The sequence below is a fragment of the Soonwooa buanensis genome, assembly GCF_900167905.1.
In the GTDB taxonomy this organism is placed as follows: Bacteria; Bacteroidota; Bacteroidia; order Flavobacteriales; family Weeksellaceae; genus Soonwooa; species Soonwooa buanensis.
This window is the reverse complement of record NZ_FUYZ01000004.1, coordinates 20,289-42,427: the sequence shown is the minus strand read 5'-3', so window position 1 is coordinate 42,427 and position 22,139 is coordinate 20,289. Positions and strand designations below refer to the sequence as shown.

The following is a 22,139-nucleotide window of genomic DNA, read 5'->3' as shown; positions in this document are numbered from 1 at the left end:
TAAATATGAAGTTACGACACATACTATCTAGTTTTATCATTTTTACTTTCGGAATAACAAGTCTGAAAGCCCAAGACAGCATTCGTTTGTTTCCTAAGATTGAACAACAATATAGTATTAAACGACAACTTCAGAATAATCTTTACTATAATCCGGCAACGATGTCGGATTATAGTAACTTTTCATTTTCAGATTTTAATATCGGTTATGAAAACGAAAAACGAAATATCTACCGACAACAAGATGGTTCTGGCCAAAATGGACTTAGTATAAAAGTCAATTCTTATAAAAAACAAAACAAAAATCGAAGCATTTGGGGAAATGCAAGCTATCAAAATCTAAAACTTACTTCTGTAAAATGGAACGAAAACCTCGACTATGATCGCATTGCGCCATACAGCATTGCCGATTCTGCGGGTGGCGACACCAAGTTGGAGCGTTATCAATTTTCGGGCGGAATTTCTCAAAAAATAGATCGTTGGACTTTGGGATTAGAAGCGAGCTATCTTGCGCAGTTGGGTTCTCGCAATCGTGATCCGCGTCAGAAAAGCACAACGTCTGATCTTAATATTAATCTTGGAGCCAATTACCGTTTTTACAAAGATTTCGAAATTGGACTTTTCGGAAATCTTAACAAGTATACACAAAACACATCGATAAAATTTGTTAGCGATCTGGGACAAGCATTAATGTATCAAATGACGGGTTTCGGGTTTTCTAATTATTTTTTCAATGGAGGAAGTCCTGCAGCCATTTACGAAGAATTTGGCTACAAGTTAGGCGGACAAATTTTTAGAAATTCTAAAAATCCTTTTTACATCACAGGTTTTGTTTCTGAAGCTAAAAATCAAAAAAGTGTAACGCCATCCAATCGTTATTTTGACATTTCGGATCTGGACAAAAAACATTATCAAATCGAAGCTGCAAAATTCTTAAACTTCAATCATCACAGTTTTGGTATCGTCGCCAATTATCAAGCTTTTATAAAAATCGGCTCTGAATATGGCTACACCAACCATACCGAAATGATCGAGCAGATTTATAAAAGAAAAACCTATAAAAAAGAAGATTACATCACAACTGTAAAAGTGCTTTATCAATACAATTCGGACAAGTTTGTCGTTGGCGCTACACCTCATTTTCAATATCAAGAAACGATTGAGCAGCGTATGTATCCATTCAGTGGGCAAAAATTTAAAAATTATACTTTAGGATTTGATGCTTTTTACAAACAAGAAATTTTGAACAATCAGGTTATAAGTTTTTCGACCAATTTTTATTCTAAAAACATTCTTAAAACGACCAATGCGATCTCAATCGATCTTCGTCCGAATATCCTCGATTGGTTAATATCCGATTATAATTATCTGGCAAGTGACATCACAAACTATGGTGCAAAAATTCGTTACGACATAAAACTATCAAAACTACCAGCTTTCTACGTCGAAGGCGCGTGGCAACAATATAAGATGCAGAAAAAAAGCAATAACTTTGCACAATTAATTTTAGGAATTACATTTTAGATCATGAAGAAAATAATGCTTTTGGGATTGGCAACAATCGTGATGTTTTTGTTGAGTTTTGCGCCTAAAGTTAACCGTGAACTTTTAGAAATCCAAGATCCAAGTTTTCAAGATATCGTTAACAGCTACAAAAAAGCAATTTCGAAATGGCCAAAACCCAACATCGAAGAAGGTGTCTCTTGGAAAGAATTTTCTTCTATTAAAAGAGATTCTAACTACTTCAAAGAGCAAGAAAAACCAATTGTTGTATTGGGCAAAATGCTTTTCTTCGATCCTAAACTTTCCAAAAGCAACCAAATCTCTTGCAGCACTTGTCATGATCCAGAATTAGGCTGGACAGACCGTCGTCGCGTGTCGCTTGGCAACGACCATCTGGAAGGAAGTCGCAACACAATTAGCATTCTTAATATTGCTCAACGCCAATCTTTCTTTTGGGATGGCCGTTCGCAAACATTAGAAGATCAAGCTATTTCGCCGATTGCCGCACACCATGAGATGAATATGGAACCGCCTCAACTAGCTGACAAATTAGAAAAAATAAAAGGCTACAAAAAGCTTTTCGTTGATGCTTATGGTGACGAAAAAATCAACTTTGATCGCATTACAAAGGCCTTAGCGGAGTTTCAAAAAACTGTAAAAAGTCAGCCAAGTCGTTTTGATCAATTTCTTGATGGGAAATACGATGCGTTAAGCGATCAAGAAATCTACGGCATGCACATTTTCCGAACCAAAGCTCGTTGTATGAATTGTCACAACGGACAATATCTTTCGGATGAGCAGTTCCACAACATTGGACTAACTTATTACAAAAGAAAATACGAAGATCTAGGACTTTACACCACAACAAAAAAAGCAGAAGATATTGGTAAATTCAAAACACCGCAACTTCGTGATTTACTATTGACAAGACCTTGGATGCACAACGGACTTTTTGACGATCTAGAAGGTATTGTTAACATGTACAACAGCGGTATGCACATGATTGATCCGAAACCTGAGCAAAAACAAAAAGATCCACTTTATCCCGTAACAGATCCACTACTCAAAAAATTAGATTTATCAAAAGAAGAAACCCGTGCTTTAGTTTTATTTTTAGAATCAATGTCAGGAACTAAATTTAAAATGAGAAGGCCCGATTTCCCAACAGAATAATTTTCTTATTAATTTAAAAACAAAAGGATAAAATCACTATTTTTAAACAAAATTAAAATACAATTATCCAAACTATTATTTAAACATGAAAATCTGTGTTCTCGGAGCTGGCAATATGGGCGTCTCCTTTTCTAAATCTTTTTTAAAATATGAACTTATCAAAGCTTCCGACCTCGAATTAATCGTTAGAAGCGATAACAAAGCCGAAAAACTACAATCAGAATTCCCGAAGTCTCATGTTAGCACTTTTGATAAAGTTGAAAACATCGAGGCTGACCTCATTATTTTAGCCGTAAAACCGCAAGATTTTCAATATGTTGTAGAACATCTTCCATTCAAAATAAAAGAAAACCAAATGCTTTTATCGATTATGGCTGGTGTCAAAATTGAGAAAATTCAGAAAGCATTTAATCATAAATTAGTGGTTCGTGCGATGCCAAATTCGCCAACGCTTCTCGGCATGGGCATTACAGGCTACACTGCTGCCGACGGCATTAGCTTTAGTCAACTTATCAATATCGAACGATTACTTAACAGCACTGGACGTTCGGTTTATTTGGAAGATGAGGAGCAATTGGACGCTGTGACAGCGCTTTCGGGAAGTGGACCAGCTTATTTTTATTACATTATCGATGCAATGATAAAAGCTGGAATGGAAATGGGCATCGAAGAAAATCTTTCGAAACTGTTTGTTAAACAAACGATGTTGGGCGCTTATCACCTCATCAACAATTCGGACAGAAGTTTGGAAGATTTAATAAAAGATGTTGCATCCAAAGGCGGTACAACCGAAGCTGCACTTAAAAACTTTAATGAAAACGAACTAAAATCTACCATCGAAAAAGGAATTTTAGCCGCCGAAAAAAGATCAAAAGAACTTAATGCTTAACAGCAAAAATCCGCTCAAGAAAATTCATCAATAAAAATCCAAGACTCATCCCAATTGAGTTAAGGATAATATCATCGATATCAAAAACACCAAGCCTTGTGAAATATTGCAAGGCTTCAACAATGATTAAAACGAATAAAAAACTAAGAATCAAAGTTTTGAAATCGTAAAATTTTGGAAAAATCCAAGCTAAAAATCCGAAGGGTAAAAACATCAAAAAATTCCCGATAATGTTGATGAGAATATCTTTTAAAAACAATGAATTCTCAACAAATTGTATCGTCGACGCCAACGGTGTTAATCTTACAATGTTAATTGACATCACTTCTCGACCAAAGCCCAAAAACATAAAGTACAACAACAAAATCGTGTACGGAATAATGAGAATTCGATAAGTTGTTTTTAAAAATTTGAGCATTATTTTTTAAAGATAAAATAAACTGCGAGAATCAAAAAACCAAAACCGATAAGATGATTCGTGCGAAGTGTTTCATTTTTAAAAACGAAAATAGCGAATACTGTAAAGACACTTAATGAGATAACTTCTTGTATCACTTTCAGTTGCCAAAGATTAAAAGGGCCGCCATTTTCTTTAAAACCCATTCTGTTTGCAGGAACTTGCAACACATATTCAAAAAAAGCAATGCCCCAACTTATCAAAATAATGCTGATAAGGCCGAGGTTTTGAGACCAATTCATGTCCTTGAATTTGAGATGCCCATACCACGCCAAAGTCATGAAAGTGTTGGACAAAATCAAAAGTCCAGTTGTTAAAATTACTTTTCCCATAAACGTTTAAATATCATTGCAAAAATAAAGTTTAGAAGATTATATTATCGTATTTTTGAGTCAAATTTTAGCAATGAAGTACATAATTCTTAGCTTAATCTCCGCATTACTATTCTGTGTATCTTGGCCAACTTACGGCGTACCTTATTTTATATTTTTCGCGTTTGTACCTTTACTTCTTGTCGAACATGAGATTTCAAAATTTAGTAAAATAAAACATAAATCTTGGGCAGTTTTCGGTTTGTCCTATTTGGTATTTATCATTTGGAATATTGTCACAACAGGTTGGCTGTACAACTCACTAAATCCTGATGGAAGCCACTCTATGATGGCGGTTGTTTTCCCAGTTGTAGTCAATTCTTTGTTGATGTCGTTGACGTTTCAGTTTTATCATTGGTATAAAAAAAGTCAAGGGACTTATTTTGGATTGGTATTTTTCGTGGCGATTTGGATGGTTTTTGAGAAATTCCATTTGAGTTGGGAATTGACTTGGCCTTGGTTAAATCTCGGAAATGTTTTTGCTGATCAACATCAGTTTATCCAATGGTATGACACTTTGGGCGCAACTGGTGGTAGTCTTTGGATTTTGTTAGTTAACGTTTTAGCCTTTTACACCATCAGAATTTGGGAAGCTGGTAGACAACGAAAATCTTTGATTATTAATAGTTCTTTGGTTGTTGGATTGGCGGTTTTCCCGATGTTGATTTCGTACTTGATGTATATTAATTACGAAGAAAAACCTGTGGGAAGTGTCAACGTAGCGATGTTGCAGCCCGACCTCGATCCGTACCACGAAAAATATGAAAAAGATAGCGTTGCGATTGTTTCAGAATTGTTGAGTATTGCAGGACAACATTCGGTGCTGAAGGATAGTCGCAATCCAGAAAAAATAGACATTTATCTCGCTCCCGAAACTTCATTTCCTGGCTACGGAAGCATTAGCGAACGCGGTTTTCATAATAGTTTATTGATTAATGACATCAAATCATTTTTAGCACAACATCCCAAAACTTTATTTATGGGAGGCGCTTCCACTTATTATATTTATCAAAACGAAGAAGAAAAAAATCAAAAATCGAAAACTGCAAGTTTCGTTGAAGGACGCAATTTTTGGGTTGACGATTACAATTCGGCGGTGCAAATTATCCCGAATCAAAATGTAGAAGTCTATCACAAAGGCAAATTGGTGCCCGGTGTCGAGATTTTCCCTTACATGAGTGTTCTAAAACCTTTACTAGGCGATGCAATGCTTAATATGGGCGGTACCATTAGTTCGCTGGGTATTGACAAAGAGCGCAAAGTATTTTCAAATCCTTTTAACAAAGCGAAATTAGCGCCAGTTATTTGTTATGAAAGCATCTATGGTGAATTCACTAATGATTATATTAAAAAAGGCGCAAACCTACTAGCCATCGTCACCAACGACTCTTGGTGGGGCTACTCGCAAGGTCACAAGCAGTTGTTGGCCTATGCAAAACTTCGCGCTATCGAGACTCGTCGAGAAATTGTCCGTGCTGCAAACAGCGGAACTAGCGCCCACATCAACGCGCGGGGCGACATTGTTGACGAACTTCCGTATGGTGCGCAAGGCGCTTTAACTGCGCAAGCTAATCTTTTGGAAGGCGAAACTTTCTATGTGAGAACAGGCGATTTGTGGTCGCGACTTTGCATGTTTGTTGTCGGGTTTTTGATTTGTTTTATTCCTGGAAGAAAATACCTGAATCGTAAATAATATAACTTGGCATTACAAGATTTTATCACGCAAATTTGGACTAAATCGACTGGTCGACAGCTCAATTCTCCAGAAGACGATTGGTTGCTTGGACCGATTGGCGATTCGGATTTACAAATAAATTATGCTGACAAAATCGCAAAAGAAGACAATTTGTATTTGGATGAAAACAGTCTAGAATCGGGATTAATGGAAGATGATTTCTTTTTTAAAACAGAATCTGATTTAAAAATTGATCCTAAGATTTTAGATTTTTATCAAAAAACTTCGAACTACAATTTTGGAATCGAAGCCAGTTGGAATCCTTTTTTTAAAATCTTTTCGAATCTGTTACAATTACTTTTTAGTAACCGATTGCAACAACTTAATTTGCCATCAAAATCTGCTGACCTCAACACCAGTTTGATTAGTAGCATTTTGAAACTTAAAAATAAATCCGACGATAAAACAGTTTGGACCATTTGGAATCGTAAATCCGCGAAAACCCAAAAGTTAATTTTTTCAGGAATTTATACATTTTGTAAAATTAAAGACAAAGATTTTTTCAAAATCATTTTTCCGTTACCGAATGGCAATGCGAGCGTTCTTCTGGAAAAAGAAATCTTAAAAGATGGAAGTTTGGTTTTAAAATCGAATGGGAAAAAATTTGGAGAGTCTGGTTTTTATTTTGTTTTAAAAGATAAAAAAGACCAATTCTATGGACGTTTTGTAAAGACGATGCACGAGCGATTAGATTTAAAATTTAATAATGACAAACAACAAATCGATGCTTTACACCAATTTTCTATTTGGGGAATTACTTTCTTAAAACTGAAATATACGATTAAGGAGAAAGTGAATTAACTTTGATTTTTCAATAAAACCACAAAAGCTACTTGCTTAATTTCATCAAATTAAATAAAATCTCCTTAGATTTTTAATTCAGAAAAAATATAGGAAAATTTAAAACTAAAATTTACTTAAAAGTATTCCAACGTGGGATAATTGCTAAAAGTCCGAGCCCAACGAAGAAAAATAATACACTGACATCCGAATATAAAAACGTCGACAAAAAGTAATTGTGTATTAAAAAATGGGCAACCATGAATATCGGAAATGCATAAACGCCAATCTTTTTCCACATCGCAATAAGCACCAAACTAAGCAATACCAACGCATCTACAACAAAAACGATATAGAAATACCAAGTCGGGATGTTAATGTCTTTATGTTGGGTAAACTCCGCCAAATCGGTATTAATTGACAAATAAAAATGTAGCGCAAGGAATATTAAAATTCCGTAAAAAAATCTGTTTGAAGCCCAGCTTTTATCGTATGTTGTCGTCGTCTCGTTCATGCTATAAAGATAAAAAGGGCATTTGAATAAACAAAGCCCTTTTCATTAAGTTTTGGATGATAAAAATTATATCGATACCGCGTTAATCAATCTGTTTTTGTCACTTAGGTATTCTTCCATAGAAATCATACTTTCGGTTCTCATAACATCTTGGATATCATCAATTTGATAAATAATACGCTTAGCATCTTCTGTATTTTTTGCTCTTACTTTACAAAAGATATTGTACTTTCCAGAGATAACACTTGCTTCAACAACATTCGGAATTAAAGAAAGTTCTTTAAGAACATCTTGCGTTCTGTTAGATTTTGTTAAAAGGATACCTATAAAAGCTGTAAAATGGTAATCTAATTTGCCATAATCGATATTAAGAGACGAACCCAAAATAATCCCTGCATCTTCCATCTTCTTCACTCTCACGTGGATTGTACCCGCAGAAACGTCCATTTGCTTAGCAATTTCCGTAAACGGCATTCTCGTGTTTTCTACCAAAAAATCTAATATTTTTTTATCGATCTCGTCTAGTTGGTAATTCATAACTATTTAAATATTGTATTGTTAAAAATTCTAAGAATCTTTTGCAAATTTATAAAAAATCATTAAAATAAAAAAAATACGAAATAACATTAACAAGATTTAACGTAGTTTCACAATTTTTCTACTAAAAATTTATTTAATCGTATCTTTTTTTAAAGAATCAATTTTAATGACTTGATTTTTATCATCTTTTTTCTTTGCATTTTTTTCTTTTCTTTCATTCTTAAATAAGTATTTGAAAGAATCGAAACTCTTACTATACACTACCCCAACACCATAACTTTGGTTAAGTCCTGCCGAAGCGACACCAACGCCAATATTTGATGGTTTAGAATAGGCTCTTAACAATCGCGAACCGTTATTACTTTTACTCCAGTCATATTCGATAATACCTTCCCCAGACAAGAAGTTATTGGTAGAAGCATTGTCTGATCTAGCCACAGGAATCCCGAGACCCGTTTTAATTTTAACCCTTGGTGAAAGCGCAAAACTTACACTTGTATTAACACGGTCACCAGTATTAGAACCTGCGTCACCTTGGATGTATCCTAAGTCAATTTGGTAGACATTACTAATGGTATTAAGTACAGAACCTAGTTGCTTGAACAACATATTGTAACCTGCATTTTCTCCCATTCGGCCGATATTAATATCAAAACCAGCAGCATTAGAAACGTTAAAACTATTCATGGCAAGGATGGATCCGAACTGAACAATCTTTTCACTTTCGTCAGACATCTTACTTGCTAAAGCTTCTTTAACTTGAGACGAAACATCTGGCGCACCAACCCCGAACGCAATTTCTGGTTTTGTAAGACTTCCTGTAATATCGGCTGTCAACTGTACATTAATCGGTTGAAGACTTAATCCCAGATATTCACCAGCATTGGTCACGGTTCTCATATAATTAGCCGTAATTCCTAAATCTGGCGTCATCGGATTACCATCCCAACGGATGCTACTACCTTTTGCAATTTGGAAGGTTCTACTAAGAATTGCTTTAGAAACGAAAGTTCCGTTGTCTACGATGTAGGTTCCGTTGATACCGACATTTCCGTTACGCTCCATTCGGAAACGTAGAGGATTTGCATCACCACGAACGCTGATATCACCAACGTCATCACCAACCAACACATTAACTGTTGTGCCTTTATCTACAACAAGGTTAAAATCGATTAGCATATTTGCGCCACTTTTTTTCTTTTCTTCAACGGCAATTACACCCGCTTCGTCACGTTTCAAAAATCTTAACATTTTGAATTCTTCAACATGCGAGGTCGAGTTACTATTAAATGTAAAATTACTCATGTTAAGTGCTTTCATCCTTGGTGTTGTAATCTCCAAGCCAGAAACTGGTCCCGATACATACAAGTCACCTTGCGCATAGACTCTTCCCCAGAAAAGGTCGTTATCATCTTGCGTACTATTTAACACTAAAAGATTATCTGCTTCCAGGATTAAGTTGATCGCCATCGATGATAAGGTCTCAAATTGAATCATCCCCGAAATACGTCCTTTAGAATTAGCGCGACCATCGTTAACTTCGACACTGTTGATAAGCGCTTGTCCACGCGATAGGTTGATAACAGTATCCGCAAATTTATAATCTACACCAGTAAATAAAAGCTTAAGCCCAAAACCTTTTAAGGCAACATCGCCACTATAATCTAAATCTGCCAAAGTCCCAGAAATTTTAAGATCTCCCGAAGCTTTTCCACGGAAGTTTCCGAAAATAGATTTTACGAATTGTTGCGCAAAACGAAGATCAAACTCGTTCATTTCGGCAGTCATATCCAGCGTTGGCGACTTGGTGTTATTATCAACAGTTCCTGTTACATGCAGATTATTACTACCAAACATTTCGCTAGATTTTGCTTGGATATCGATATCAAAAACATTAGGACGAGTGCTTTTGGTTGCATTAATAACGAAATTACCCATCGCTTCACCATTCATAAAGATATCTTCAACTTTAAGATCTATTAAAGGCTCAAGGTTTTTATCATTCATTTTAATCTTGATGGATCCGTTAGCCGTTCCTTTAATATCAAGATTATTATCGCTGTCACTAGATGACGTTAGCGCCAAAATTTTACCAATGTCAAAATTGCTAACCTCAGCATCAGCATCGAAATCTTTTGCTGATTTAAAAATAGCATCTTTCACCAACAACGAGCTGTCATCGGAATAAACCCTCAGATTATGAACCTGAAAATCTTTCTCCTTCAATCGATAAGTTATCGAATGATCTAGCTCTGGGTTGGTATCGATACTCCAAGCGACATTATTAATTTTAACCTCAGTTGGCTCAAATCTAAAGACATAATCGCCACGAGGATTGGTCGTTTGGTTAAGATTGACAGCATATTCTTTTAGTTTATCATCAGCTTCTTCATCCAAAGTCCCCAACTTGAAATTAGTTGCGATATGAAGTTTTTGATTATTCTCGTTATTGGCTTTTAATTGTAAATCTTTAATAACATTTTTATTGTACTCAGCTCTTTTGACAGAAGCCAAGACTTGTTGTTCAAGATTTGCGGTATTAACACGAAGTTGAAGACTATCAACCATCGCGCTATCAATTGTTTTTTTAAGTTCGGGTTTGTAATGCTCGTCGGTTTCAGCCAAGAATTTCTCTGCTTCGGTTAGCTCTTCTTGTTTGGTCATAATATATTTGATATACGGTGCATCAGCATCCAATACCAAATCATTAGTTGATCCTTGATAATTTCCTTTAACCAAAGCGCCTTGCGGAATTTTTAGTTCAGGCATAAAAAACGCAACCAAACCTTGTTTAACATCGAAATCAAAATTAAAATATTGACCGTTGTAAGTCTTACGTGGTGGATTACCAACCAAAATTTTATTAATACTATTGGTCACCATCTTGCCAATATCTTCAAGATTGAAACGTCCTTCTACTCGACCATTAACAGCACCTGGCGCGTCCACAGAGACAATGCGATTTCCGTTTTCAAAAAAGGCTTTGACATCGGACGTTGGCAACACCAATTTTTGTTTTGATGATACTAAAGTCAAATTTTTAACATTAGCATCGAGGTTAAGATCATTAAGATCTGTCATAGCAATTTTCCCATCGATATAACCGCTAACACTATTCATATCACCAGCTGCAACACCAAAATGTTTAAGATCGACATATTGTAAATCTGCGATGATATCCGCTTTTAAACGTTTAGTAGAAAAATCAACAAGACCTTTAACTTTAGCTTTCGCATGTGGGTCGTTGACGTTTACCAAACCGTTGTAAGTTTTACGATCCAGAACACCGTCCAGCACAACATTTGTGATATTTTTACCCATCAGCTCGATACGAGCAATCTCAGATTTGGTACGCAAATGCATGGTGTTGATATCAAAACTTCGTCCATCCACATTGAATTTTCCAGTAACTAAACCAACTTGTTTATTCTTTGTAAAAGCAGTAACATTAAGATCTTTAACATCGAAGTAACCACGATAACGAGGCGTTTTTGTGCTATAATCTGTTAAGTAAAAATTCTTGATTTTCGCTTGTCCAATTCCAGTAATCGCTTCACCATTAGCATAGATTTCTTCAGGTTTTGCACTTATTGCACCCTTGTATTTTAAACGTCCAAAATCGTCCGCAATATTTCCTAAGCTTTTAGCAATAAAACTCGGCAACATCGCTTTAAGACCTTTATATGTCATATCTGCGTCAAGTTGATCGCTTTCTACAAGAAATTTTTTATTGAGAACTTCAGAAATTTTTAAACTTTTAGAATGTAAATTAACGTCCTGCGAGCGCACTTGGAAGTTTTGCAAATGCATTTTATTAAGCGGGCCAGTCATTGTCCCCGACATATTAATTGGCGTATAATTATCCCAATTGGTTACAAAATAACTCAAGTCGTAACCGCTTAATTGACTTCCGGGTTTAAACTCCAAATCCCAATTAACTTTATCACCAAAATCTGCAAAACCCGTTTTTGGATCAAGGTTAAGCGTTACGCCACCCATTAATAAAGAATGATCGGTATTAAAAACTAAATCAGCTAATTTTAAATGTTTTTTTGTGATTTCGAAATTGGTGGAAAATTGATCAACAACATGCTCTTTCCCCCAACGTTTAGTAATTAGAGAAAACTTTCCAATATCGGCTTTAACGTCCGAACCATCGATATTTACCTCTTTAGAATGAAGATAAATATTGCGAGCATCTAACCAACGACCTTCTTCACCTGGATGATTTTCGTTAACGATACTTGCTTTACCGTTGATGATGTCGATCACCATTTTCATCTTGAACTTTTTGTTCGGATCCGATGGTTTATCACTACTAAAATTATCGATATAACGAATAAAATTACTGATGCTATCGCCTTTATAAGTTATAACTTTGATGTCTGGTTCGACTAAAGCTACTTTATTAAATTTAAGATTACTCGTGTTAAATGCCAACGCAAACCAATCCGAATTCGCTTGAATTTCTTTAGCCTTTACGAATTCAAAATCTTTGTAGTCGTTCATTTTAACGCCTTTCAATCGGACATCACCAAAAAAATTAACATCTACATCATCGATTTTAAGTTTCATTTTAAAATCGTTGTTCAGAAGTTCTATCGCTTGACTAGCAATATAACGTTTGGTAACGGGAAGATTAATTGCGATAAAAATTAACAGTACAAGTCCGAGTATCGTTAGAATAAGGTAAAGAGGAATTCTTACCCAAAGCGAACTTTTATGCTTCTTGATAACCTGCTCCGTTTTTTCCGGATTTGGTTGATTTGTGTTTTGTTTATTTTCTAACTTTGCCATTCTTATGAGCGAAACAATTATTTTAGGAATTGAGTCATCTTGCGACGACACTTCTGCTGCAATTATCAAAGGAAATCAAATTTTATCCAACATTGCTGCCAACCAAACTATTCATAACGAATATGGTGGCGTTGTGCCGGAGTTGGCTTCCAGAGCGCATCAGCAAAACATAATTCCCGTGGTTACAAAGTCTTTTTCAAAAGCAAATATACAACAAAATGATATTTGCGCCATAGGTTTTACACGAGGACCAGGACTTTTGGGTTCACTTTTGGTCGGAACATCCTTTGCTAAGTCTTTAGCAATGAGTCTTAATGTGCCTTTAATAGAGGTTAATCACCTACAAGCGCACATCTTGGCGCACTTTATCGACGATGCGAATCCGCAACCTCCGAAGTTTCCATTTTTGTGTTTGACGGTTAGCGGTGGACATACAATGATTGTTTTGGTAAAGGATTATTTCGATATGGAAATCATCGGAAAAACTATTGACGACGCCGCTGGCGAAGCTTTTGATAAAATCGGAAAAATATTTGACCTCGATTATCCTGCAGGACCAATTATTGATAAACTTGCAAAAGAAGGAAATCCCAATGCTTTCCAATTTAACAAGCCAAAACTAGACAATTACGATTATTCGTTTAGCGGTATTAAAACTTCAGTTTTATATTTTATTCAAAAAGAGGTTAAGAAAAACCCGAATTTTATTCAAGAGAATCTAAAAGATCTTTGCGCCTCGATTCAAAAAGCGATTATTGAAATTCTGATGAAGAAACTGGAGAAAGCAGCAAAAGATCTCAACATCACAGAAGTTGCGATTGCTGGTGGCGTATCTGCAAATTCGGCTTTGCGCAAAGCTATGCAAGCGAATCACGAAAAACTAGGTTGGAATATCTACATCCCAAAATTTGAATATACAACAGATAACGCAGCAATGATCGCTATGGTTGCAAAGTTAAAATACGAACGCGGCGAATTCACCGATCTTCGGACAACTGCAACTTCGAAGTATGATCTGTAAAAATTTAGAAATAATAAAACTTTTTTCTCAGAAAAATTGGTAACAAATTATTAAAAAATAAATAATAATTGACAAATTTGGTCAAATAAAAAGAACTCAATGAAACTTTTCTACGGCGACATATTTCCTGATATCAAAATTAACGAAGAAGAACAACAACACATCACCAAAGTGCTTCGTATAAGAGAAGGTGAAGAAATCTATTTGACAGATGGTTTGGGAAATTTGGCTTTTGGAACTTTAAAATTGGAAGGTAAAAAAGCGAGTTTGGATGTTATCGAAATTAAAGAAAAACAAGCCGAGTTTTCGCCAAAACTTCATATTGCCATTGCACCAACTAAAAATATTGACCGCATCGAATTCTTTATTGAAAAGGCGACGGAAATGGGCATTTCGGAAATTACACTGATCAATACTGAAAAAACCGAGCGTAAAAATCTTAATATCGACAAACTTAGAAAGCAAAGTATTGCAGCGTCTAAACAGAGTTTGAGATTTCACTTCCCAATTGTAAATGATTTGACGAAGTTTTCTGATTTTATAAAAACTTTAAATCCTGAAACAACTTTCGTTGCCCATTGTCACGAAAATTTAGAAAGAATAGATTTAACGACAATACAAAACTTTAATTTACAAGAACTTACATTTCTTATTGGTCCAGAAGGCGACTTCTCGGAAAGAGAAATCCAAATGCTGGCAGACAACAACATCAAAGCGGTAAGCCTTGGTCAACAAAGACTGCGAACCGAAACTGCTGGTGCTTTCGTTGCCGCTTGGAATTATTCTCTTATGTAATTTAGAAGTTATTTTTAAGATATTGTTCTAAAATCTGTGGTCCGCTTTTAATAGAATTAACTGCCCAATTAATCTTAGTTTCTAGAAGTTTATCGCCTGTCAATTTGTAGTCAATATTAGACTTTATCAATTTTTGTTTTAAATCGTACATACAGATTGCAGCAGCAACTGACACATTAAAACTTTGTGTAAAACCATACATTGGAATGGCTAAAGTTTCGTCAGCAAAATCCAAAAGTTCGTCTGTTGTGCCTTCCCATTCTGTCCCGAAAACCAAAGCCAAAGGCTCGTTTGGTTGATAATCGGGAAGCATCGTCGCATTACGCTCTGGAGAAACCGCTACGATCTTGTAACCACGATCACGAACTTTTTGTAAAGATGAAATTTCGCGAGGCATTTTCTCAACTTGCACCCAAGTATCTGCCCCTTTTGTAACACGAAGATTGGGATCAAAAATATTTTCTTTTTCTAAAGCGACAACTTTATGAAATCCACACGCCTCCACCGATCGAAGAATTGCAGCGGCATTTCTGAACTGATAAACATCCTCAACAACGGGCAAAATAAAGTCGGAGCTTTCCGCTGAAAAGTGCTCAATTTTTTGAAGGCGTTCTTCGGTTAAAAACTGTTGTAAATATTGATAAGTCGCTTCTAAATTCATCGTGCAAAGATAAAACTTTGCATATTGATTACAAGTTATCTATTATTTAAAATTTAGCTAAGAATCTTGTTTAGTATTTTAGTCAATGGAAAACAAAATAGCTGATTACTCATTTCTTTTTACAGGTTCTAGATCTGCAAGTTCCTCGGTTGAGAAAAGTCGATAATGTACTTTAAAAGTCTTTCCCAAAGGTGTTTCCAAAGAAAAGCCACCAGGACCAAAACCGTCGAGCACATCTAATGTAAAATGCGAATACTGCCAATATTCGAAGAGATCGCGGTCTATCCAAAATTCAAAATCTTTGATGTGACCAAGAAGAACATCGTTCATGCGCGGGAAAAAACCGCCTTTCTCAAAACATTGTGGCTGAGTGCCTTCACAACAGCCACCTGCTTGATAAAACATCAACGGTCCGTGTTGCGCTTCCAAAGTATTAATGACTTCCAAAGCTTTATCTGTAACATCTAATCGAGATATCATCTTTTTTAATTTATTTAAAGTTAAACATTATTTCTGGGAACAAAAAAACCTGACTCTATTAAAGTCAGGCTAAAAACACAAATTATATAAGACAAATTAAGTATAAATTATTAGGTATTAAAAATATAAAATCTCTCTTCTCTGTCCTATTGATATCTTTTGTAACCTCATCTGCGTGAGGGCGAAGCACATTGTCGGAGCTCTTTCTTGCGGTGGCTGAGCGAAGCCGAAGCCCCGAAAGAAAAGCGACTGTGCGTAGACCGACACTTGATTGCTTTGACTAACAAAAAAACACACCAAATCACAAAATATCAAACCTATCTAAGGATGGCAACCAAGTGACACGCCCACAACATTTGTCTCTAGAAGAAGCCTAACTTATTCTTGTTATATGAGATTAACATATTTTTTGTCTGACGGTAATGATCGAGCATCATCTTGTGGTTTTCGCGACCGATTCCCGATTGTTTGTAACCTCCGAACGGCGCGCCTGCTGGATAAGAGTGGTATTGATTAACCCAAACTCTACCCGCTTGGATCGCTCTCGGCACCATATATAATTGATGCGCGTCTCTTGTCCAAACGCCCGCTCCAAGACCGTAAATAGTGTCATTTGCAATCGCGATAGCTTCCGCCTCGTCTTTGAAAGTTGTCACCGCTAACACTGGTCCAAAAATTTCTTCTTGGAAAATTCGCATCTTGTTATGCCCTTTGAACAAAGTCGGCTGAATGTAATATCCGTCCTCGATGTCGCCACCCAAATGGTTAGCATCGCCACCAGTTAATACTTCTGCGCCTTCTTCTTTTCCTAATTTGATGTAAGACATAATTTTGTCTTTCTGGATTTGAGAAGCCTGAGCACCCATCATCACCGTTGGATCTAACGGATTACCAACTTTAATTGCGTTAACTCGTTCTACAACTCTTGCGATAAATGCATCGTAAATATCTTCTTGAATCAACAATCTTGAAGGACAAGTACAAATTTCACCTTGATTTAAAGCAAATAATACTGCACCTTCTATCGCTTTGTCCAAAAACTCATCATCTTCGTCCATCACCGAACTAAAGAATACATTCGGAGATTTTCCTCCTAGTTCTAGTGTTACTGGGATGATATTTTCAGTTGCATATTGCATCACCAAACGTCCTGTCGCTGTAGAACCCGTGAAAGCTGCTTTTGCCACTTTTGGATTTGTTACCAAAGCACGTCCAAGTTCCGCTCCGAAACCATTAACGATATTAATAACGCCCGCAGGGATCAAATCACCGATTAGTTCCATAAGAACCATGATAGAAATCGGCGTGCTTTCTGCTGGTTTCAGAACCACACAGTTACCTGCTGCTAAAGCTGGCGCTAGCTTCCAAACCGCCATAAGGATTGGGAAATTCCAAGGGATAATTTGTGCAACAACACCCAAAGGTTCGTTAACGATTAAAGAAACCGTGTCTTTATCCAACTCATTAAGTGATCCTTCTTCTGCACGGATAACGCTTGCAAAATATCTGAAATGGTCAATCGCTAACGGAATATCTGCCGCCAAAGTTTCACGAACTGCTTTACCATTATCCATGGTCTCTACAGAAGCAATGTATTGTAGATTATCCTCGATACGGTCAGCGATTTTATTAAGCATAATGCTACGTTCTGTAGCAGACGTATTTTTCCAAGTTTCGAAAGCTTTAGCAGCTGCATCAACAGCCAACTCCAAATCTTCTTTAGTCGAATGTGCAGCTTGTGTAAAAACTTTACCATCTACTGGTGAAACGACATCAAAATATTTTCCTAGAACCGGTGCAACGAATTTGCCACCGATGTAATTATCATATTTAGCCTTAAAGTCAGGTCTTTGTATTGCATTTGTACTCATAATATATATGGTTTTAAAATTTATTTTAATTAAACTTTTAATCAATAAACATTAAATCTTGTTAGTTTTTTTGTTATTGATAATTCGAAATTAGTTTTATAAAATCCAAACCAATAGCACAATCCTACACATTTATAGTAAAATCCTCTTTATGTTGCAAACTTTAGAATTTTCTTAACAAAATATTAGAAGTTTATTAAAAGATTATTCCTTATTTTTAACAAAAGCCATTTTAAAAGAAGGATAATATGTCGCTAGAAAAATCATACATACACCAACCTGCACTACTAAACGAAAAGCAGCTTGGTAGCATGGTAGAAAATAAAACCTCTTACACGTTAAAAAATTGCGAGTTTAATATTTATGAAACCCATCGTAGTGCTTTTGATGTTAAATTACATTTTAACGATGTGGCTTTTACAGCAATGTTACGCGGCAAAAAAAAATTAAAACTAGATGGCAAAACGGATTACTTCGACTATCTACCTGGCGAGAGTGTATTGGTAGCACCTGGCGAAACGATGGTCATCGACTTTCCTGAAGCGGACGAAGCGCCTTCACAATGTTTGTCATTAAGTCTAAATTCGGAGTTTATTGAGAATACACTCAATTATCTTAATCTTCATGAAACAAAAGTTGACGACACAAGCTCTTGGCAACTTCAAAATCATGAATATTATCTTTTCAATACAGAATCTTTGACCTCGGCAACCAACAATATTATGCGGATCGCGATGGATAATAACACGCACAAAGATCTGATGGCAGATTTTGCTCTCAAAGAATTATTGATAAGATTAATGCAAACCCAAGCGAGCACCATGATACAATTGCAACTTTCTAAAAACCAATCGCGACTCGGTTACATCATAGATTTTATTAAACAAAATCTCCATCAAAAACTGAATATCGATCAAATGGCAAAAATGGCTTATGTCAGCAAGTCTAATTTTTTCAAAATGTTTAAAGAAGAACTTGGCATTTCGCCCAACGATTTTATTATGAAAGAACGTATTAACCTTGCTAAAGATTTATTAAAAAAACGAGAAAGCATTAAAGAAGTTGCCTATCAAACGGGTTTCACAGATACTAATTATTTCACAAGGGTTTTTAAACAACATGAAGGGACAACGCCTAAGTCATTCCAAAATGATAGTTTGATAATACAATAAGATTGCGGGACATAAAAAAAGTCTACTGAAAAAAATCAATAAACTTTTTTTATCATTAATAATTAGCTGAAAAAAAAAAGGTTTCACTAATTATTTAAATCTTTTTTAAAACTAAAATTTTATTTAAATCTTTCAAAAGCAGCTCTTTCTAACATTTCGCGATCATCAGGATGCGATATTTCTATAAGCGCTTTAGCACGTTGTCTCAAGTTTTTTCCGTAGAGATAAGCAGTTCCATATTCTGTACAAACATAATGAATATGTCCTCTAGTCGTCACTACGCCTGCACCTTCTTTAAGAAAAGGCACAATTCTCGGAACTCCTTTTTTTGTTCTCGATGTTAGCGCCATAATCGGTTTGCCTCCATCACTCAAAGCAGCGCCTCGCATAAAGTCCATTTGTCCACCAATACCGCTGTATTGAAATGTTCCAATGGAATCTGCACAAACCTGACCAGTTAAGTCAATTTCGATTGCTGAGTTAATCGCATGCATCTTTTTGTTTTTCATAATGTTAATCGGAAAGTTAACATCTGTCACTTCTTTAAATGAAAAAACAGGATTATCATCTACAAAATCATAAAGCTTTTGTGTGCCAAAACAGAAACTTGTAATGTTTTTAAAATCGTTATAACCTTTGTACTTATTAGTGATAACATCATTTTTGATTAAATCAATAACACCATCACTCAACATTTCGGTATGAATACCCAAATCTTTATGATTGCTCAAACACTTAAGAACCGCATCAGGAATAGTTCCGATTCCCATTTGCAAAGTCGCGCGGTCATCGATAATTTCGGCAACATTTTTACCAACCAATAACTCTTCATCACCAACTTTGGCACTATAATCTATGGTTGGAAGTTCTGATTCATGATAAATCATTTTATCAATTCGGCTGACGTGGATCATCCCATCACCTTGCGTTTTTGGCATTTTTGGATTGATAATCGCAATCACTTTTTTGGCACAATCGACGGCAGATTTTGCAATATCGACTGAGGTTCCTAATGTACAATATCCATGATTATCGGGTGGCGACAACATTACTAAGGCTACATCAATCGGCAAAATATTTTTCTTAAATAAAAGTGGAATTTCACTTAAAAAAACAGGGACAAAATCACCGTTATCCGAATTAACTGCCGCACGAACTGGACTCGAAACAAAAAACGAATTAATAGCAAAATGTCCTTTGTATTCTGGTTTTGCAATTTCGATATTGCCTTGCAATGTTATAGAAACTAATTCAACATCTTGCAATCTCGAAGCTTGCCTCGCCAACTCATCGATTAAAAAATTAGGGGTTGCGGCACTTCCGTGTGAAAAAACTCTGTCACCACATTTAACAATAGAAATTGCTTCTTCCGCACTTACGTAATTGTACATTATTGGCTAAAATTTGTATTAAACATCTCTAACAAATATACTATTTATCAGCAGATTAAGACTTCTGCTAAAAGATGATTTGTTCACAGGTTTGTTAATTTTTAATAGTTCTAGTCAATAATTTTCCACATGCAAAATCGACAATGTAAAGCCTACGAAAAAATATACATTTTTTTAAGTAAAAAGTTATTTTTTAATAAAGAATAAAAAGCTTGACAAGCAAAACTCAAAAACAAAAAAAATCTGTGAATATCTTAGGTTGTCAGCAAATTAATCAACCAACAAATCTTATCGATTTCACAGATTTTAAAATATATTTGAAAAGTTTAAATCAAAAACTTTTCGTTTACAAATCTATTTTTTCATAATTCCTTTTTCGGCCAGACGCAGATGCCAGCTGAAAGCTTCTTCTAATAAATGTGGCGTATGTCCACCTCTTTCGCAAGCTCTATCAAAATAAGATTGTAATTCTTCCTTATAATCTGGATGTACACAATTATCAATAATTTTTTGAGCACGTTCGCGTGGCGCAAGACCTCTTAGATCTGCTAATCCAACATCTGTTACCAAAATATCAACATCATGTTCGGTATGATCGGTATGCGACACCATTGGTAAAACGTGAGAAATTTTATTTTCTTTAGAAGCAGCTTGCGTCACAAAAATACTTAGATAAGCATTTCTTGCAAAGTCGCCAGAACCTCCAATTCCGTTCATGATTTTAGTCCCACTGATGTGCGTTGAATTAACATTACCGTAGATATCAAACTCAATTGCGGTATTAATTGCGATAATTCCTAATCGTCGGATAAGACCTGGCGTATTCGAAATGTTTTGAGGTCTCAAAACGATTTTCTCTCTATATTTTTGAAGGTTGTCAAAAACACGGTCGTAACATTCTTTAGAAACAGTAATTGATGAAGCTGAGGCAAAACTTAATTTTCCAGCATCAATTAAATCGAATGTACTGTCTTGCAACACTTCCGAGAACATTGTCAAATCGTAGAAATTACTATCCTTAAATCCTGTAAGAACAGCATTGGCTACTTTTCCGATTCCGGCTTGGATAGGAAGTAAACGATCGGTTAATCTTCCTAAAGCTACTTCATTTTCGAAGAAATGCAAAAGGTGATTAGCAATCGCGATGGTCTTATGATCTGGTTTGGCGATATCTGCTGGACTATCTTTAATGTCGGTAAAAACAATTGCTTCAATCTTTTCTGGATCTACCGGAATGCTTCTACGTCCAATCTTATTCCAAGGTGCAACGATTGGGATAACGTTTCTGAAAGGATAATCTTCTGCCTGGTAGATATCGTGGATGCCATAAACATCTTCTGGAACTTGGGTATTAATCTCGATAATCACCTTTTTTGCCATCGCAGCAAAGGTTACAGAATTTCCGACAGAGGTTGTAGGAACAATACTTCCGTCACGTTCAATATAAGCCGCTTCTATCACCGCAACATCCAACTGTTGAAGATTTTTAGCATGAAGAAGTTCGGCACTTTCGCTAAGATGTTGATCAATAAAAAGAATATCTCCTGCATTAATTTTGTTCCTCAAAATAGGATCAACCTGGAAAGGCATTCTTTTTTTAATAACATTAGCTTCGGCAAGTTTCCCGTCGGTACCATGACCTAGAGAAGCGCCTGTCATTAATGTAATTTTTAGATTTTCATTTTTTCCGCGTTCTGCAAGAGCTGCAAGAACGGCTTTGCTGTCACCAGCTTTTGTAAAACCACTAGAGCCAATGACCATTCCATCTTTGATGATTTTTGCGGCTTCTTCAGCTGTGGTTACTTTGTTGTGTAGATTTTCTAATCTAATTCTCTCTAACATTGATTTTAAATTTAATTCAAAACCTTGAAACACAAAGGCATCAAAGTTTATCCCTATATTTTATACAAGAAAAGAAATGCTTAACAATTAATAAAGCATCTCTTATCTGTTTGGTTTAAAAAATAACTTTTAGGATTTGTTACAATAT

18 protein-coding genes are annotated in these 22,139 nt (G+C 35.7%); 8 read left to right on the top strand and 10 right to left on the bottom strand.

Annotation, left to right across the window (positions count from 1 at the left end):
- The first annotated feature begins 5 nt into the window (after positions 1-5).
- The 3 genes from B5X62_RS07270 (at position 6) to proC (ending at position 3,564) form a co-directional block, all read left to right on the top strand.
- The gene (locus B5X62_RS07270) at positions 6-1,523 is read left to right on the top strand and encodes a DUF6850 family outer membrane beta-barrel protein (protein ID WP_079666761.1); all 1,518 of its coding nucleotides are present in this window, start codon (positions 6-8) and stop codon (positions 1,521-1,523) included.
- 3 nt (positions 1,524-1,526) lie between these two features.
- Positions 1,527-2,675 (top strand): cytochrome-c peroxidase, encoded by a 1,149-nt coding sequence (locus B5X62_RS07265; RefSeq protein ID WP_079666760.1) that lies wholly within the window; start codon positions 1,527-1,529, stop codon positions 2,673-2,675.
- Between the two features lie 85 nt (positions 2,676-2,760).
- Positions 2,761-3,564 carry a pyrroline-5-carboxylate reductase gene (gene proC, locus B5X62_RS07260; RefSeq protein WP_079666759.1) on the top strand — a complete coding sequence of 268 codons (804 nt, stop codon included), beginning with the start codon at positions 2,761-2,763 and terminating at the stop codon, positions 3,562-3,564.
- Here proC and B5X62_RS07255 read toward each other — a convergent pair.
- On the bottom strand, positions 3,554-3,982 hold the full coding sequence (locus tag B5X62_RS07255; RefSeq protein WP_079666758.1) for a VanZ family protein: 429 nt from the start codon (positions 3,980-3,982) through the stop codon (positions 3,554-3,556). The genes proC and B5X62_RS07255 overlap by 11 nt on opposite strands.
- Positions 3,982-4,353, bottom strand: a complete 372-nt coding sequence (locus B5X62_RS07250; RefSeq protein WP_079666757.1) for a DMT family protein — start codon at positions 4,351-4,353, stop codon at positions 3,982-3,984. Before B5X62_RS07250 ends, B5X62_RS07255 begins: the two co-directional genes overlap by 1 nt.
- Positions 4,354-4,426: 73 nt before the next feature.
- On the opposite strand from B5X62_RS07250, the gene lnt reads away from it, so the two are divergent.
- Positions 4,427-6,085, top strand: a complete 1,659-nt coding sequence (gene lnt, locus B5X62_RS07245; protein WP_079666756.1) for an apolipoprotein N-acyltransferase — start codon at positions 4,427-4,429, stop codon at positions 6,083-6,085.
- A 6-nt stretch (positions 6,086-6,091) separates the two neighbouring features.
- On the top strand, positions 6,092-6,928 hold the full coding sequence (locus B5X62_RS07240) for a hypothetical protein (RefSeq protein WP_079666755.1): 837 nt from the start codon (positions 6,092-6,094) through the stop codon (positions 6,926-6,928).
- 112 nt (positions 6,929-7,040) lie between these two features.
- Here the strand turns inward: B5X62_RS07240 and B5X62_RS07235 are convergent, their stop codons facing one another.
- The 3 genes from B5X62_RS07235 to B5X62_RS07225 all read right to left on the bottom strand — a co-directional run bounded on the left by B5X62_RS07235 (position 7,041) and on the right by B5X62_RS07225 (position 12,758).
- Positions 7,041-7,421 (bottom strand): hypothetical protein, encoded by a 381-nt coding sequence (locus B5X62_RS07235; protein ID WP_079666754.1) that lies wholly within the window; start codon positions 7,419-7,421, stop codon positions 7,041-7,043.
- Positions 7,422-7,487: 66 nt separating this feature from the next.
- Complete coding sequence (locus B5X62_RS07230; protein WP_079666753.1) at positions 7,488-7,958, bottom strand: Lrp/AsnC family transcriptional regulator; 471 nt, start codon at positions 7,956-7,958, stop codon at positions 7,488-7,490.
- A gap of 132 nt (positions 7,959-8,090) precedes the next feature.
- Positions 8,091-12,758: a translocation/assembly module TamB domain-containing protein gene (locus B5X62_RS07225; protein WP_079666752.1), complete on the bottom strand. Its 4,668-nt coding sequence runs from the start codon at positions 12,756-12,758 to the stop codon at positions 8,091-8,093.
- Positions 12,759-12,762: 4 nt separating this feature from the next.
- Between B5X62_RS07225 and tsaD the strand changes: the two genes are divergently transcribed.
- On the top strand, positions 12,763-13,779 hold the full coding sequence (gene tsaD / locus B5X62_RS07220) for a tRNA (adenosine(37)-N6)-threonylcarbamoyltransferase complex transferase subunit TsaD (RefSeq protein WP_079666751.1): 1,017 nt from the start codon (positions 12,763-12,765) through the stop codon (positions 13,777-13,779).
- Between the two features lie 99 nt (positions 13,780-13,878).
- Positions 13,879-14,574, top strand: coding sequence for an RsmE family RNA methyltransferase (locus tag B5X62_RS07215; RefSeq protein ID WP_079666750.1), 696 nt, complete (start codon positions 13,879-13,881; stop codon positions 14,572-14,574).
- A gap of 1 nt (position 14,575) precedes the next feature.
- Here the strand turns inward: B5X62_RS07215 and B5X62_RS07210 are convergent, their stop codons facing one another.
- The 3 genes from B5X62_RS07210 to B5X62_RS07200 form a co-directional block, all read right to left on the bottom strand.
- Positions 14,576-15,235, bottom strand: coding sequence for a TrmH family RNA methyltransferase (locus B5X62_RS07210; RefSeq protein WP_079666749.1), 660 nt, complete (start codon positions 15,233-15,235; stop codon positions 14,576-14,578).
- 105 nt (positions 15,236-15,340) lie between these two features.
- Positions 15,341-15,715 carry a DUF779 domain-containing protein gene (locus B5X62_RS07205; RefSeq protein ID WP_079666748.1) on the bottom strand — a complete coding sequence of 125 codons (375 nt, stop codon included), beginning with the start codon at positions 15,713-15,715 and terminating at the stop codon, positions 15,341-15,343.
- A gap of 362 nt (positions 15,716-16,077) precedes the next feature.
- Positions 16,078-17,586, bottom strand: coding sequence for an aldehyde dehydrogenase family protein (locus B5X62_RS07200; RefSeq protein ID WP_079666747.1), 1,509 nt, complete (start codon positions 17,584-17,586; stop codon positions 16,078-16,080).
- Positions 17,587-17,834: 248 nt separating this feature from the next.
- On the opposite strand from B5X62_RS07200, the gene B5X62_RS07195 reads away from it, so the two are divergent.
- The gene (locus B5X62_RS07195; protein WP_079666746.1) at positions 17,835-18,758 is read left to right on the top strand and encodes a helix-turn-helix transcriptional regulator; all 924 of its coding nucleotides are present in this window, start codon (positions 17,835-17,837) and stop codon (positions 18,756-18,758) included.
- A gap of 119 nt (positions 18,759-18,877) precedes the next feature.
- Here B5X62_RS07195 and B5X62_RS07190 read toward each other — a convergent pair whose 3' ends face one another.
- Together B5X62_RS07190 and B5X62_RS07185 are read right to left on the bottom strand one after the other, a co-directional pair.
- A complete protein-coding gene (locus B5X62_RS07190; RefSeq protein ID WP_079666745.1) occupies positions 18,878-20,149 on the bottom strand; it encodes an acetyl-CoA hydrolase/transferase family protein in 1,272 nt (423 codons plus the stop codon).
- Between the two features lie 354 nt (positions 20,150-20,503).
- A complete protein-coding gene (locus tag B5X62_RS07185) occupies positions 20,504-21,991 on the bottom strand; it encodes a succinate CoA transferase (RefSeq protein WP_144038327.1) in 1,488 nt (495 codons plus the stop codon).
- Between the last annotated feature and the right edge of the window lie 148 nt (positions 21,992-22,139).

What these genes read in the sequence shown, in the direction of transcription:
- B5X62_RS07185 (WP_144038327.1), bottom strand. Translation starts at nt 21,991, where the DNA reads ATGTTAGAGAGAATTAGATTAGAAAATCTACACAACAAAGTAACCACA.
- B5X62_RS07235 (WP_079666754.1), bottom strand. Translation starts at nt 7,421, where the DNA reads ATGAACGAGACGACGACAACATACGATAAAAGCTGGGCTTCAAACAGA.
- tsaD (WP_079666751.1), top strand. Translation starts at nt 12,763, where the DNA reads ATGAGCGAAACAATTATTTTAGGAATTGAGTCATCTTGCGACGACACT.
- B5X62_RS07210 (WP_079666749.1), bottom strand. Translation starts at nt 15,235, where the DNA reads ATGAATTTAGAAGCGACTTATCAATATTTACAACAGTTTTTAACCGAA.
- B5X62_RS07230 (WP_079666753.1), bottom strand. Translation starts at nt 7,958, where the DNA reads ATGAATTACCAACTAGACGAGATCGATAAAAAAATATTAGATTTTTTG.
- proC (WP_079666759.1), top strand. Translation starts at nt 2,761, where the DNA reads ATGAAAATCTGTGTTCTCGGAGCTGGCAATATGGGCGTCTCCTTTTCT.
- B5X62_RS07270 (WP_079666761.1), top strand. Translation starts at nt 6, where the DNA reads ATGAAGTTACGACACATACTATCTAGTTTTATCATTTTTACTTTCGGA.
- B5X62_RS07205 (WP_079666748.1), bottom strand. Translation starts at nt 15,715, where the DNA reads ATGATATCTCGATTAGATGTTACAGATAAAGCTTTGGAAGTCATTAAT.
- B5X62_RS07190 (WP_079666745.1), bottom strand. Translation starts at nt 20,149, where the DNA reads ATGTACAATTACGTAAGTGCGGAAGAAGCAATTTCTATTGTTAAATGT.
- B5X62_RS07200 (WP_079666747.1), bottom strand. Translation starts at nt 17,586, where the DNA reads ATGAGTACAAATGCAATACAAAGACCTGACTTTAAGGCTAAATATGAT.
- lnt (WP_079666756.1), top strand. Translation starts at nt 4,427, where the DNA reads ATGAAGTACATAATTCTTAGCTTAATCTCCGCATTACTATTCTGTGTA.
- B5X62_RS07215 (WP_079666750.1), top strand. Translation starts at nt 13,879, where the DNA reads ATGAAACTTTTCTACGGCGACATATTTCCTGATATCAAAATTAACGAA.
- B5X62_RS07255 (WP_079666758.1), bottom strand. Translation starts at nt 3,982, where the DNA reads ATGCTCAAATTTTTAAAAACAACTTATCGAATTCTCATTATTCCGTAC.
- B5X62_RS07225 (WP_079666752.1), bottom strand. Translation starts at nt 12,758, where the DNA reads ATGGCAAAGTTAGAAAATAAACAAAACACAAATCAACCAAATCCGGAA.
- B5X62_RS07250 (WP_079666757.1), bottom strand. Translation starts at nt 4,353, where the DNA reads ATGGGAAAAGTAATTTTAACAACTGGACTTTTGATTTTGTCCAACACT.
- B5X62_RS07265 (WP_079666760.1), top strand. Translation starts at nt 1,527, where the DNA reads ATGAAGAAAATAATGCTTTTGGGATTGGCAACAATCGTGATGTTTTTG.
- B5X62_RS07195 (WP_079666746.1), top strand. Translation starts at nt 17,835, where the DNA reads ATGTCGCTAGAAAAATCATACATACACCAACCTGCACTACTAAACGAA.